At 42.9% G+C, this 14,434-nt stretch carries 12 protein-coding genes; 6 read left to right on the top strand and 6 right to left on the bottom strand.

Translation table 11 applies throughout. The annotated features are described in order from the left end of the window. Both QZY09_RS22715 and QZY09_RS22710 read left to right on the top strand, forming a co-directional pair. Nucleotides 1-290: type II toxin-antitoxin system HigB family toxin (locus QZY09_RS22715; protein ID WP_367119260.1), on the top strand; the 290-nt coding region annotated here is incomplete at its 5' end. A 12-nt stretch (nucleotides 291-302) separates the two neighbouring features. Further along, nucleotides 303-689: a helix-turn-helix domain-containing protein gene (locus QZY09_RS22710; RefSeq protein ID WP_295676480.1), complete on the top strand. Its 387-nt coding sequence runs from the start codon at nucleotides 303-305 to the stop codon at nucleotides 687-689. Nucleotides 690-707: 18 nt separating this feature from the next. Here QZY09_RS22710 and QZY09_RS22705 read toward each other — a convergent pair whose 3' ends face one another. The 3 genes from QZY09_RS22705 to QZY09_RS22695 form a co-directional block, all read right to left on the bottom strand. Continuing rightward, complete coding sequence (locus QZY09_RS22705; protein ID WP_295676478.1) at nucleotides 708-2,012, bottom strand: NAD(P)/FAD-dependent oxidoreductase; 1,305 nt, start codon at nucleotides 2,010-2,012, stop codon at nucleotides 708-710. Nucleotides 2,013-2,060: 48 nt separating this feature from the next. Continuing rightward, nucleotides 2,061-2,903: an oxaloacetate decarboxylase gene (locus tag QZY09_RS22700; protein ID WP_295676476.1), complete on the bottom strand. Its 843-nt coding sequence runs from the start codon at nucleotides 2,901-2,903 to the stop codon at nucleotides 2,061-2,063. A gap of 62 nt (nucleotides 2,904-2,965) precedes the next feature. Next, nucleotides 2,966-3,886: an AraC family transcriptional regulator gene (locus QZY09_RS22695; RefSeq protein WP_295676474.1), complete on the bottom strand. Its 921-nt coding sequence runs from the start codon at nucleotides 3,884-3,886 to the stop codon at nucleotides 2,966-2,968. Nucleotides 3,887-4,085: 199 nt separating this feature from the next. Here QZY09_RS22695 and QZY09_RS22690 point away from each other — a divergent pair, with 199 nt between their 5' ends. Together QZY09_RS22690 and QZY09_RS22685 are read left to right on the top strand one after the other, a co-directional pair. Next, nucleotides 4,086-5,612: an aldehyde dehydrogenase family protein gene (locus QZY09_RS22690; RefSeq protein WP_295676472.1), complete on the top strand. Its 1,527-nt coding sequence runs from the start codon at nucleotides 4,086-4,088 to the stop codon at nucleotides 5,610-5,612. A gap of 22 nt (nucleotides 5,613-5,634) precedes the next feature. Continuing rightward, nucleotides 5,635-6,069 carry a DUF779 domain-containing protein gene (locus QZY09_RS22685; RefSeq protein WP_295676470.1) on the top strand — a complete coding sequence of 145 codons (435 nt, stop codon included), beginning with the start codon at nucleotides 5,635-5,637 and terminating at the stop codon, nucleotides 6,067-6,069. A gap of 7 nt (nucleotides 6,070-6,076) precedes the next feature. Here the strand turns inward: QZY09_RS22685 and QZY09_RS22680 are convergent, their stop codons facing one another. Continuing rightward, nucleotides 6,077-7,828 (bottom strand): SMP-30/gluconolactonase/LRE family protein, encoded by a 1,752-nt coding sequence (locus QZY09_RS22680; protein ID WP_295676468.1) that lies wholly within the window; start codon nucleotides 7,826-7,828, stop codon nucleotides 6,077-6,079. Between the two features lie 215 nt (nucleotides 7,829-8,043). Between QZY09_RS22680 and QZY09_RS22675 the strand changes: the two genes are divergently transcribed. Then, nucleotides 8,044-8,940, top strand: a complete 897-nt coding sequence (locus QZY09_RS22675; protein ID WP_295676466.1) for a patatin-like phospholipase family protein — start codon at nucleotides 8,044-8,046, stop codon at nucleotides 8,938-8,940. A gap of 61 nt (nucleotides 8,941-9,001) precedes the next feature. Here the strand turns inward: QZY09_RS22675 and QZY09_RS22670 are convergent, their stop codons facing one another. Beyond that, nucleotides 9,002-11,797: a sugar-binding domain-containing protein gene (locus QZY09_RS22670; protein ID WP_295676463.1), complete on the bottom strand. Its 2,796-nt coding sequence runs from the start codon at nucleotides 11,795-11,797 to the stop codon at nucleotides 9,002-9,004. Nucleotides 11,798-12,076: 279 nt separating this feature from the next. On the opposite strand from QZY09_RS22670, the gene QZY09_RS22665 reads away from it, so the two are divergent. Beyond that, nucleotides 12,077-12,649 (top strand): HD domain-containing protein, encoded by a 573-nt coding sequence (locus QZY09_RS22665; RefSeq protein ID WP_295676460.1) that lies wholly within the window; start codon nucleotides 12,077-12,079, stop codon nucleotides 12,647-12,649. Nucleotides 12,650-12,753: 104 nt separating this feature from the next. Here the strand turns inward: QZY09_RS22665 and QZY09_RS22660 are convergent, their stop codons facing one another. Continuing rightward, entirely contained in the window at nucleotides 12,754-14,304 is a 1,551-nt protein-coding gene (locus tag QZY09_RS22660) for a VCBS repeat-containing protein (protein WP_295676457.1), read from the bottom strand. Nucleotides 14,305-14,434: the final 130 nt, after the last annotated feature.

Below are 14,434 nucleotides of genomic sequence, written 5' to 3'. Positions count from 1 at the left end.
GAGGGACAATTTTGCTTTTTATTAATAAATATCCCAATGCAAGAACGGCTCTGCTTAATTGGTATCAGGAATTTATCAAGGCCTCTTTTGAAAATTTCAATCAATTAAAATCCACATATGGCAATGCAAGTATAGTTTCAAATGAAAGAGTAATTTTTAACATCAAGGGCAACGATTACAGGTTAATTATTTCTATTAATTTTAAACGGCAAGCGGCCTATATCATTTGGTTTGGAACCCATTCAGAATATGATAAAATTGATGCAGCTACCGTAAAATACACTTTATAACAGATCACTAATATGAGAACTGAAACTAAACAATGGAAGGTCTTAAAATCCGATGCTGACTACAGGGAGGCGATTGAGAGAACAATTGAAATTTTCCATGCAGAAGATGGCACTGCTGAAGCAGATGAATTGGATATGCTTTTAGTTTTGGTAAAAGACTACGAGGATAAAAATATTTTCATTCCTACGCCTGACCCTTTGGAAGTCATTAAACTTAAGCTAAATGAAAGGGGTTTAAAAATGAAAGATCTTGAACCAATAATTGGCTCAAAAGGGCATGTTTCGTCTGTATTATCCGGAAAAAAGGAGCTTACTTTAAAGATGGTGAAAAAACTACACTCGTTTTTGGGGATTCCTGCTGAAGTTTTTATAAACACAAATAAAGCAGCTCACGTTTAAATTAATAAACTTGTCCGACTATTTTGGAATCATCTTTTTCGCCACTTCCTCCCCGCTTGTTAACGCTGCTTCTACGGTTCCCATTGCAGCGCCATCATATAGATATTCACCTGCAAAAAACAGTGTATTATCGACAGGCTGCTTCAATATTTCGCGAAAGGCAGAAGCATTAACGGTATCATAAGCGTAAGACCCCATCGTAAAAGGATCATTGGTCCAGTTTACAATTCGGGATGCAACCACCTTTGCTTTTAGATCTTCGATGTTCCTTTTAAATATATTGCTTAACGATTGCAACGATTGCCGTAAAACTTCCTCATCCGGAACATCTTTCTTAGCCGCAGCGGGCGGGCCACCTAACCAGCCTGTAATTACAGGACTTGGATCCGGAGTCTGTGTCCACCAGGTGGGGATCTCTTCGTCAGATAGTAAGAAAATCATATTTTCCAGGTTCTTACCTGCCTGTAATTCCGTTTGTTTATCTATCCAGAAAGGCTCATCAAATTCAAGCAGTATTTTAATAACAGCGCCAAAACCCATTTGGTTAATAGCTGCCATCTGTTCAGAGATCTGCGGGTTAAAGGTTAATGCCCCCAATTGGTCTTTATCTGCCTGCAAAACCCCCAAAGGCAGTGCAATGAGCAACTGACCTGCCCCATAAACAACACCGTCATTGGTAATCACTTTCACATACCCCGGCTTCCATTTAATCTCTTTAACGGCCGAATTCAAAAAAATGCTTCCGCCCGCATTTTTTATCCTGTCTTCCAAATAGTCCACTATTTTCACATAACCGCCTTTAACCCTGTATTGTGCATCCTCATCATCATTCAGCCATTCATTTCGCAGCGCAAAAGTACTTCCCCGATCCGGATCGGCTGAATCATAGCCTGCAGCAAATTGGCGCACTGAATTTTTCAAGTCATGGTATGCTTCGCTGCCAAATTCTCTATCCAAAAACTCATTAATACTAATGTCTTTATCTATGGTTTTGAGTTTTTGCATCAACAGGTCCCATCCTTCAACGCCCTCATCATTATTGAATTTCCCATTTTTATAATGCACCATTTCCCCTGAAGCGGTATCAAATGCAATACCCGCCTCTTTTAACAGACTTAATGTTACCGGCAAGTCGCCATGGATAAATTCCGCTCCAAGTTCTGTATCCTTAAAAAACAAGCCCTGGTTAATGGTATGGATGCGCCCACCGCAACGGTTACGGGCTTCCAGCACAATTACCATTTTGCCCGCCTTAGCTAACGTGACGGCAGCCATTAAACCCGTAGCGCCGGCGCCGATAATTAAAATGTCAGCCTTAGTCATATTGCTTGTTTGCTGATGTAAATATAGAAATGGTATTATGAATGCTGATTATTTGAATAGCTTATTGATTTCGGCATAAGAGATGGCATTACCTGCGAAATCAAAGGTTCCATGCTGGAAAATCTCTTTTGCACCATTAATAAAGGCGCTGTAGGCAGCCCTTGCAAGCGAAGAACCAAGACTAACGCGCTTAACCCCAAGGTCCTCCAACTGCGTCAGCGATAAATTGCAATTATTTAACCCCATAACAACATTAACAGGCCGCGGGGCCACTGCTTTTACTACTAAAGCAATTTCGTCGGGCGTTTTTATACCCGGTGCGAAAAGCACATCGGCGCCCGCATCAGCAAATGCCTCCAGGCGTCTGACAGTGTCTTTAAGATCCTGTCTTCCATAGATCAAATTTTCGGCCCTGGCTGTTAACATAAACGGAAAAGGAAGGCTTTTGGCAGCGTTTACGGCAGCTTTGATCCGCTCAACCGAAAGATCAAAAGGCAGGATCGGATACTCCGGGCGACCGGTGGTATCCTCAATAGAGCCACCTGCAAGACCGGCCCGGGCCGCCAGCAATATGGTTTCCGCGCAAACTTCCGGATCAATACCATAGCCATTTTCAAGATCGGCTGAAACAGGGATATTTACTGCGGAAACGATGCGGCGGGCATTTTCCAATGTCTCCTGAAGAGTAACTGAACCTTCTCCGTCAGCTTTCGCCAATGAGAAAGCAAGACCTGCACTTGTTGTAGCCAGGGCCTTAAACCCGATACTTTCCAGCATTTTTGCCGAACCTGCATCCCAGGGGTTAGGAACTACAAAAATGCCGTCGCGCTCATGCAGGCTTTTAAATGCCTGGGCATTTGTCAATTGCGAATTATCTGGCGTAAAATCCATTGATAAGTAAAAAAAGATTGATTAATTAGCGAAAATCCAAAGTTAAGCAACTTGGTTTTATTTTAATTCAACCCCTTGCGGAATTCGTTTGGCGTTTTGCCCTCTATCCGCTTAAACAATTTAAAAAAGTAGCTTAAATTGTTTATCCCTACTGCGTAGCAGGCCTCACTAATGGTTACATTCTGGTCGCGCAACATAGTACAGGCTATTTTTATGCGCTCGTGCAGAATAAAATCAACCGGGCTGATACCAAATTCACGCTTAAAACACCTGAAAAAAGTGGGTTTACTCATGCAGCAAAGGTTGCTGAGCGTATCTATAGTAATTTCTTCACTGATATGTGCCTTTATATATTGTACGGCAGAAGCAAAACGGTTGGTGGCAGTGTAGTTATTATAGCTGTCAAGGATCAATTTACGGGCCTGGGTTTGCATCAGGCGGATGAGCAGTTCTTTCAGCGTAAAATCAACCAATACGTCTTTCCCCGCAATATTTTCGGTACTGATGTTGATCAGCCTGTTCACCGCCGAGGTAATTTCCATAGAATTTTGCAGGTGGAAGCAAGAGATATCAATATTCCAGCTCTCCTGTTTTTCAGTTTTAGGATATTTTTCGTTGAGCAGGTTAAGCGTATCTTTCAGCATTGTTGCCTCTACTGCCAGGGCAATGCATTGCGTGGGGTTAAGCAAGTCTGCTTCAGGGAAATCAATGATCATTTCCTCCTTATCCGGTACAATTACCGATTCGCCGGGCAAATAATCAAAATGCTCGGAACCAAAAAGGTGCATCACTTTTTTACCGCGCAGCATAGTGGTAAGCACCATATCATCAAAAACCAGTTTTACTTTTTCTGATTGCTGCCGGGTTTCAAAAACATTTAGCTCACAATGCTGCATTGTATAAACCGACCTGTTCTCGACAAGGGTCTTCAAGTCCTTTTCGGCCTGCAAAGGCACTAGCTGAGGTTTAAACTTCTGCTGCATAAAAAGTAGAGGCGAATCTGTAATGCTGCTGCAATTAAAGCAGCTAATTGGTTAAAATAAAGATAGCGAGTTATTTTATAAATAACGTTTCTAAATTATTAATATTTTAATGCATAAACCTGATACAATAGTGCATAACAGTTAGGTGCCTGTGCCCTAATTTTATAATCACCAATTTATAACTAAACTAAATTTTTTTATGGAAACACTTTTGGAAACCGAAAGGCTGGTTGCGCGCCCTTCGTTTAAAGATCATTATGACAACTTTATTGGCGGCGAATGGAAATCGCCGGTAAAAGGCGAGTATTTTGACAGTATATCGCCTATTGACGGGCAGGCTTTCACTAAAGTTCCCCGCTCGGGCAAGGAAGATATCGAGCTGGCCCTGGACGCTGCACATAAAGCATTTGCCACCTGGTCGAATTCCTCGCCCACAGAAAGAAGCAACGTATTATTGAAAATTGCACAGGTTATGGAGGATAATCTTAACTACCTGGCAGCAATTGAAACTATCGACAATGGTAAACCAATAAGGGAAACCATGGCAGCCGACCTGCCGTTGGCTATTGACCACTTCAGGTATTATGCAGGAGTGATAAGATCAGAAGAAAGTACCGTTAGTGAACTCGACGCAAACACTGTCTCTCTTAACATCAACGAGCCACTCGGCGTCGTCGGGCAGATCATCCCATGGAACTTTCCATTACTTATGGCTGCATGGAAAATGGCCCCTGCCATTGCAGCAGGTTGTACCGTGGTAATGAAACCCGCTGAACAAACACCTGTCGGGATATTGATCCTGATGGATTTGATTAAAGATGTGATCCCTGCAGGTGTGGTAAACATCGTTACAGGTTTTGGCCTTGAAGCGGGCAAACCATTGGCAAGTTCTCCAAGGGTAGCGAAAGTCGCCTTCACCGGCGAAACCACCACGGGGCGATTGATCATGCAATATGCATCCGAAAACCTTAACCCGGTTACGATGGAACTGGGTGGTAAATCGCCAAACATATTTATGCCAAGCGTAATGGATGCCGATGATGAGTTTTTTGACAAGTGTTTGGAAGGATCGGCGATGTTCGCCCTTAACCAGGGTGAAGTATGCACCTGCCCTTCACGCATGCTAATTCATGAATCTATCTATCATCGCTTTATTAAACGCGTAATTGAACGTGTAGAAAAGATAAAGATGGGTCATCCGCTTAACCCTGAAACCATGATGGGCGCACAGGCCTCACAGGATCAGTACGAGAAAATTCTTTCCTATATCGAAATAGGCAAAGAAGAAGGTGCAGAAGTATTAACAGGCGGCGGTGCAAAATATCTTGACGGCTCGGGCTTGAGCGAAGGTTATTATATCCAGCCAACACTGCTTAAGGGGCATAACAAAATGAGGGTTTTCCAGGAAGAGATTTTTGGACCTGTCGTTTGTGTTACTACCTTTAAAACTACCGAAGAAGCGATCGAGATCGCTAATGATTCTCTTTACGGGCTTGGAGCAGGTTTGTGGACAAGAGATGCACACGAGTTGTATCAAATTCCACGTGCAATACAGGCCGGTCGTGTTTGGGTGAATTGCTACCATGCTTATCCTGCACACGCGCCATTCGGTGGGTATAAAAAATCAGGTTTTGGTCGCGAAACGCACAAAATGATGCTAAACCACTACCGCCAGAATAAAAACATGCTTATTTCTTACGACAAGAAAAAGTTAGGATTCTTTTAATTACGATTGATTTAAAGGCGTTATGGCTTCGGCTGTAACTCCTTTTTTATTTGGAACGATGGAAAAAACAGCACGAATAGCAGCAACCCCCGAAGCTGTTGAATTGATTGAACAGTTACGCAAACAACATGGCGAACTAATGTTTCATCAAAGCGGCGGTTGTTGCGATGGTTCGCAGCCGATGTGTTTTGAGAAAGGCGAGTTCAGGGTTGGCGAAAGCGATGCTTACCTGGGGGATGTGGCCGGTTGTGGTTTTTTTATGAGCCGCGACCAGTTTGAATACTGGCAGCACACCCATCTTACCCTTGATGTTACCAAAGGCCGTGGCTCAAGTTTTTCGCTCGAGATCCCCCTCGGTTTGCGTTTTATGATCCGTTCGAGGCTTTTTAATGATGAGGAAGCTGAACATATGTCGCCGGTTATCTCCGGGGAAGCGTATTTGGAAAAGAACGTTTGAATTCAAATTACCCCGCCCCAGTTTCCTTAGGGTGAACCGGTTCGGCCCAGGCCGGTACGCCATTTACCTTGAGTTTTCGTTTGTAAAGTTTGCCGTTGCAAATTACATAAAGAGTATCAAAATTGGCGCCGCCAAAGCATAAACCGGTTACCGGTCCTCCCGGTATTTGCAATATGGCACGTACGCGGCCATTCTGGTCGCAGACTTGCACGCCCAGGTTTGTCGCCGCGTATAAATTGCCCTGGTTATCCATTTCGATACTGCCCACCTGGCTGTAGCCGAAATTGTCCGTTTGGTGCAGCCAGTACCAGCGCTCTTTAAATTTCAATGAACCGTCAGCGTTGATCACATAGTTGTAAATCCAATTGGTATTATCTTCGGCAACCAGCAACATACTCCTGTCGGGAGAAATGGTAATGGCGGATGCAAAACGCAGACCGGAATCAACTGCAATTGGTTTAGCACCCGGCTTTATAAGCCATATTTTCCCAGAAGAATTTGTGTTTGTTGATGGTTGTGAGACATAAATATATCCATTGTCAGCTACCACTAAATGGTCACCATGTATGTTTTTTGAAACAACATAAGGTTTGCTGCTTGGTGATAAAGTAAATAATCCTGCGCCACCCTCTCCAATAAAATCGAGTTTGCCATTCAAATCAGATGCCATAGCTTCAACTCCGTGTTTAATAACTTCGATCACTTTTCCATTTTTATCAATTTTCTCTATCCAGCCCGGATTTCCAAGTACAAATAATTCGCCACCCGGGCCATTACTAATTGAAATCGCGTGATCTTCTTGCTCATCAAAGCGCTGCCATATTTCACCTTCCGGCAAAATAGTGGGCAGCATATCGTTATTGCTTTTTCCTCCCAGCACTTTTTGGGGCCAGCCCTTCCACAACCAGCGCATTGCATCCGGGAAAATGGCGGTGGCCTGTACGCCATCATGCCCACCGTTGCCCCAAGCGTGGTTAACCTCGTACCCGGCAAAACTTAATGCAGCCTCCATGTTTAAGTTGGAGGTATACCAGTTGCTGAATAGCGGGTTCCAGGCATCATTCAGGCCGTCCTGTAAAAATATTCTTATGGGTTTAGGCTCTGTTTTCCTGATCAAAACGGGGTAATCGTTGCCCCCGCGCATGCCTACATAGGTACCAATAGCACTGTATACCCGGCTAAACATATCCGGGCGCTGCCAGGCTGCGGTAAAAGCACATATTGCGCCGCTGCTGGCTCCAGCAATAGCGTGATCATTTGCGTCCTTTGAAATATTAATAACTCTACCATCCGAAGACTTCTTCTTTTCAACGTCCGACAAAAGTTCAGTGATCAAAAAGTTCACAAAATCGTTATTCATGCTGTCAAACTCATGGCTGCGGTTATACCGGATGGCATCCGTATCATTTTTCATTACTGAACCCGAGCTTACAAAAACGCCTATCGTAACCGGCATTTCGCCCTTGCTGATCAGGTAATCAAAAACAGTTGGCGCGTTAAACTGCACGCCGTCCATATCCACGTATAAACACGCGGGTTTATCGGGCTTATATTCAGCCGGGATATAAACCCAATAACTTCGTTTGGTGCCCGGGTAAATGGCAGATGTATTAAAATCAAACTTTAAAACTTCGCCTTTCGGTATATCCGGGTGCGCTTGTTGTGCCGGATCAACCGGGTATATTAACCCGACGACATCCTGTGCCTTACAGATATTAAACAATAATAAGGCGCATAAAATAGTTATAGCTTGTTTCATATATTGACTTAAAAAACTGATGGGTTCAAAACGTATCTATAAAAATATGCAAGTTTAATGACTGAAAGAAAAGGATAGGCAATAAACAATAAGATTGATCTTTAATGATGAATTTAAATTAAATTACCAACGGATTTATATGCCGAAACGGTGAAGCGCGGAAACTTGGGCTTTGCTTAACCAGCGGGAAAGATAGAGTACCGGTAATAAATAAAATGAAACAAAAAGCTGCATTAGTATTATCAGGGGGTGGCGCGCGTGGCATAGCCCACATTGGTGTCATAGAGGAACTGGTAAAGAAAGGATTTGATATCACCTCAATTGCAGGCACCTCCATGGGTGCAGTAGTTGGCGGGGTTTATGCGCTGGGGAAGCTGGAGGAATATAAAAACTGGCTTTATACCCTTGATAAAATAAAGCTCTTTAGCCTGGTGGATTTTACACTTAGTTCGCAGGGATTGGTTAAAGGCGATAAACTGCTTAATAGTGTTAAAACATTTATCCCGGATGCAAATATTGAAGACCTGGATATTCCCTATGCGGCCGTAGCAGCCGATATCATTCATAAAAAAGAGGTTGTTTTTACCACAGGCAGTTTATTTGAGGCCATACGGGCATCCATGGCTATTCCCACTGTTTTTACGCCTGTAAAGTTTGAAGACGGCCTGCTTATCGACGGCGGTATCATTAATAATATGCCTATCAATCGTATAAAAAGAACGCCTGGCGATATATTGATCGCTGTGAATGTAAATGCCGATATCCCTGTTGAAAAACCACCTATTGCGAAAACTGAAACGGTGGCCATACAATCCACTTATCAAAAAAAACTCAAAGATTTTTACAACCAGCTGCATATTTTACATCCATCGGGCAATGAAGAAAAATCCAATGGCGAAGAAAAATTGGGATACTTTAACCTGATCAATAAAACGCTCAGTTTCATGACCTATCATATCACACAGATGACGCTGGACAACTATACACCTGATATTTTGGTAGATGTTTCACGGCACGCTTGTGGTACTTTTGATTTTTACAGGGCCGAAGAAATGGTTGAAGTTGGCAGATACGCTGCGATCAAATGCCTTGCAGCCTATAACCCTGCTTAAAACAAAAGCCTCCCGTTTCGGGGAGGCCTTGCCTGACTTGATTATTTAGATTGATTGATTTCTATTTTACAGTTAAAGATATTACCTGCTTCGGGATGTTCCAGCCTTCTAATAAAACAGTGGGTTGCTCCTTTCCCAGTTTGGCTACCGGCGCACTCACCGATATAGTGATGCGCTCATTGGGCGCCAGCGTAAAGTAATTGCCGGTCCAGTAACTTGGCATAACTTCTTCACCATTTTGCATCAACTGCGGGCGTACAAAAAAGGCTATTTTATCTGTCTTGTTGCTAACCTGCAGTGTCCATTTGTTTTCGCTGATACCCTTTTCGGCTTTTAATACTTTTACCTGCACCTGCGCTTGCTGCAGGCTGTTAAAGCCAGTCAAATCATCACCAGGCGCCATCCAGTAAACGTTGTGCGACACCGTTTTACCTGTAGCGTTCGTTAAATTCAACACAACAAAACTTACGCCTTTCGCAGTTTTTAAAATTTCTTTTAAATGGATCACCTCCTGCGTACCGGCTTCAGCAAGGCCGATGTGATTTACACTAAATGTTTTTACCAACTTGCTGTTAATATCATAAATGTCGGCCGTTGCGGTTAACAAACCTGTGGCGCGATGCATACGGTTGATAACGGCCGCCGTTGAATCATCCTGGTTAAACTGGATATGTAGTGGTTCAACCGCGTTTTGCATGGCGTAATAACCCGCATTCGGTTCCAGGTACCAATCATATATTTGCCATACCACACTTGGCAGGGCCGAATTTAGTTTCCACAACATTACCCCGCCTGTCTCATTCAGTTTATGCCCGGCAGCTTCAAAAATACCCTGGTAACCCACCCAGTTCATTAGCTGCATTTTATCGGAAAAATTCACCAGCGTTGACGGCTGTCCATACCGTTTTACCATTTCGTTATAATATTTGTCATATTGAGCCGCGCCGGTACAAGCATCGTGGTAACCCCAGCTATTATTTAAAGGGTATGGCAATTTAGTATCCCAAACCAGGTCGGGAATGGTTTTAGCGAGCGTGGTATAAGGTGGTTGCGAGGGGATACCGGTTTCATCTTTAAATACCCAATCGCCACCGAAATCCGCCTTTTTATAATACACTTTTGGATCTTCCCATTGATACGGCCCTCCGCTGTAAACACCTGATGGCATATCATCCGGGTACGAACCTTTCCATCCTGCAGGCAATTTGGCATAGCCCGATGAACTGGGTATAAAAGGCCGTGTACCATCCATGGCTATAATATTATCGCGCATAGCATCGTATAATTCTTTACGGGCGTGGCCCTCATTACCGCCTGTCCATACCAATAAGCTGGGGTGGTTGCGGATCCTATAAATGGTGCTTACTATGTTTTTCACAAAAACGTTCCCCTCAATGGGCCAGTCCGGCGAACCCTTAAACTCGCCCTGGGTATCGCCTGTAACCCAAAAGTCTGACCATACCATCTCACCATATTTGTCGGCAGCATTCCAAAACGCGTCCGGTGGTGTTACGCCCCCGCCCCAGATCCGTACCAGATTGACATTAGCATTACGGCACAAGTGCATTTCATAATCATAACGCGCCGAATCGCGGTTCACCATCATATCGGGTACCCAGGCACCACCGTTTAGGTGTACTTTTTTGCCGTTAACATAAAAATCGCGCCTAACAAAACCCCTAACATTTGTGGCCGTCGAACTGGCAGTACGGATCCCAAAAACAAATGAAGTATCATCAGCGATCCCCTTTCCGTCCATAAACTGCAATCGGATGCGGTATAAATTGGCCTTACCATAACCATTAGGCCACCATAAATGCGGCTGATGAATAAGCAATTGGCTGATCTTTTCGGCATTCAAATCCACCATTGTGATACCGTTCGCTGCAACCGTTTCGTTTTGAATGAATTGAACCGGTAATCCTGCAAAATTTTCAGGTTTTATGCTGATGCTTAATTTCCCTTTTTGCTCAGTTGCACCGTGATTGCTGAGAGAGAGGTTTAATGATAATTTGGCAACACTTGTATCGGGCAGATTTGGCAATTCAGTAACTAATTTTGGATGCCCGATGGTTACTGCGCCGGTTGTACGCAGGTAAACGGGCTGCCAGATCCCCATATTACGATCACGAACGGGCGGGATCCAGTCCCACCCTACCGAACATAACATGGTTACGTTTTTACCAATATCGCCTGTTGGTCCCCCGTTTTCAAAAAATGGGCCCAAGGCTTGTAATTGTTCTTTTGCAGGATAGCCTGCATAATCAAGCGGGTAAATTTTTACTGCAAGGGTATTTTCGCACCCCGTTGTTATAGCATTAGTTACATCCAGGTTATAATCAGCAAACATGCCGGCCATTTGGGTGGAGTCGGCTATTTGTGTCCCATTTACCCAAACCGCTGCACGATAATTTATTCCCTCAAAAATTAGCTGGAAGTGACGGCCTTTGTCACCCGCAGGTACTTTAAAGGTGGTGCGATACCAATACGGTTTTTTCCAGGGGTTGGGTTCATTGGGCAAATAGCTGTATTGCTCGAGGTTATATTCTTTGTTAAACTGATCAGAAGCATCAGGAATCAGCATATTATTAAGGCCCTGATACGGATCAGGATAAATATGATTCGCCACCAGGCCGGTAAGAACTGTCGAGGGAACTTTAACAGGGAACCAATAACCCTTGTACTTATAATTGCTCTTTGATAACTCCTCGCCTGAAGCGCTTACCTGGGATGATGATTGCAAATCAAAATTTGTAAGTTTGACTTGTTTAACAGTTCCGTTTTGCGCAAAAAGATAAGCAGGCAAAAAAGAAATGATTATTAAAGCAATAGTAAGTAAATAAAAAGCTTTTTTCATTGATATACCTTATTTTTAATTGAAGATGAAACTACCCATCAACTGGTTTAATTTTTTTTAGTCCGGGAATGCATAGTGTTTCATCTACACACAATTTACGGCAGTAAATCTACTTAACTATAATGAAGGAGAAACTGTACTAATTTACCGTTTTATTGTATTATTTTGGATGAACTTTATCCCATAAATAACGTTAAAGAAAGGTAAGGTCAGATTATTCAAATTCATATTATTTCAACAGGCTGAATTAAATCAGATAAAAGCTTTGACGGTTATCATATGCAGTTTCAGGCAGCGAAGGAATTCATATTAAACAAACTTAAAAGGGAGCTACCGGCTCACCTCACCTACCATAGTTACGATCATGTAATGGATGTTTGCGAGGCTGCTGAAAATTTAGGCAAACTTGAAAACATTACTATACATGAAATGCAATTATTGCTTACCGCAGCTTTATTTCACGATTCCGGATTTATTGAAGGAGCAGCTAATCACGAAGAAGGCTCATGCCGGATAGCAGAATTGTACTTACCAAACTTCGGCTTTGGAACTGGCGACATTGAAAAAATCAGTGGTATGATTATGGCAACGCGGCTACCGCAAACGCCGAAAAACCTATTAGAACAGATTATAGCGGATGCTGATCTCGATTACCTTGGCAGGGACGATTTTTTCCGGATCAGCGATCTCCTCTATAAGGAATTTGCTTATGGCGGCGTAGTAAAAAACATCGATGAATGGAATAAGTTGCAGGTGTCGTTTTTCGAGAGCCATTATTATTTTACAAATGCAGCTATAAATTTGCGACAGGATAGAAAACAAGCACATCTTGAGATCTTAAGATCAAAATAGTGGCGGGCCCATTCATCTCCGATAACCAACAATGGCGACCTGATGCCGATTTAATAGATGGTAAGTTGAATTATTGATCCAACTTACCGTCTATCATTTAAGCTTTACTTTTTGAAATTATTCTCCAGTACTATAAAAGGAGTTTTTGCATCCCAGAACGGTTTAACTCCCTGTATCATAAACCCGGTACTGTAGTTACCTAAAACTATATCGGGCTTGCCATCACCGTTGTAATCGCCTACATCCATAGTAAACCAGCGTCCATTTTTACTAACAGGGATCGCATGGGCTTTAAAGTTAAAAGGGCTTACCTGTTCAAAATACACAAACCCCGCCTCTGGATTATGTTGCAGATCTGCATAAAATGAACTTACCGCAATATCCAGGTCGCCATCTCCATCAAAATCAGCTGCGATAGCTTTTGTACAACCATCTAACGGGTAGAACCATTTTTGTTTAAAATCCCAGTTACCCATATTCTTAAAAATATACACACCGTGATAGGGCTTTAATATTCGCGAATCATTAAAATTATAACCACTTGTATAAATTAGGTCAGGTTTGCCATCATGGTCCATATCGGCCAGCTGAAAGCTGGTTGATCCATAAACAGGCGGAAAACGCAGCAAATTCTTCTCGGTGAAACCACCCTTATGGTCATTCAAAAACAAACATAAACCCTCATCGCCGCTGCCAAACAATATCATCAGATCCTGCCAGCCATCATTGTTAAAATCACCTGCTACCGCCTGAACAGCACCGGCTTTATTTGAAATATTGGATTGGGCATAGCTGTGGTCAGGATTTTGTTTAAATAGATAAACGCCACCCCTATAATGTCCCTGCCCCAGTATTACTACATCGGTTAGGCCATCTTTATTAAAATCACCTTCCAGCGTCTGAACCGGCCTGGCCAGGTCATCGGCAACCAGGTTTGCAGTTGTATCAGTTTTTGAATCAAGGTTAATATTTAACACCCTGCCATTCGGAAAATCAACAGCCTGTATCTGGCCAATACTCGAAAAAATGCCAATGTTATTTCCTTTGTCATCCTTTTTAAAGATTGCGTTCACAGTTGTTGATGGCAACGTTGTTACTTTTCGCGCGTTAAAATTGCTATCCCACTCAAGCAACCTGTCCGTCAAAGCATCTGAAGTATAAATTTTATGGGTAAACGGATTTACCATTGCCATGGTTGTATAGGTCGAAAACTTAGCCTGTTCTGGTTTTTTCAACGTAAATCCAGCCCAATCATTTAGTAAGGGGGTTGGCTTTGGGATAGATAGTATGGTATCAGGGGCCAGCTTTCGGTAATAACCGACGATGATTTGCCATTCAGACAATGACATTCCTCCTGTATCTTTTTCACTTTTATAATATCCGCCAAGATAAGAAGACAGTCCCACGTAGTGCGCCATATGTGGTAGCGTATGGTGGCTCCAAACGTTTTTATTAAGCGCATTTGCCGGTACCAGCGCATGGCATTTGGCACAATTGATCTCCACTAGCTTTTTGCCATCAACAAGGGTATCGCCCGTAATTGTGTACGCAGCGGGTCCGTTTGAGGAACAACCGTTGATCAATAAGCAACCGGAGAATAACCCGACCAACAAAATAAGGTAGAATGTAAATAAATAAGGCTTTTTAAAGTTCATTGCAAATTATAAATCGTTTAATTAGTCAGTTTTAATTTATTCCAGATAAAATCGCCGATTTGTTTACCCTGGGCCTCACCTACCAGTGAACTGTTAAGATAATGGATCCCACCATAAAACCGGCTCAGGG

The sequence above is a fragment of the uncultured Mucilaginibacter sp. genome (assembly GCF_903913935.1).
In the GTDB taxonomy this organism is placed as follows: Bacteria; Bacteroidota; Bacteroidia; order Sphingobacteriales; family Sphingobacteriaceae; genus Mucilaginibacter.
This window is presented reverse-complemented; position numbering and strand designations above follow the sequence as displayed.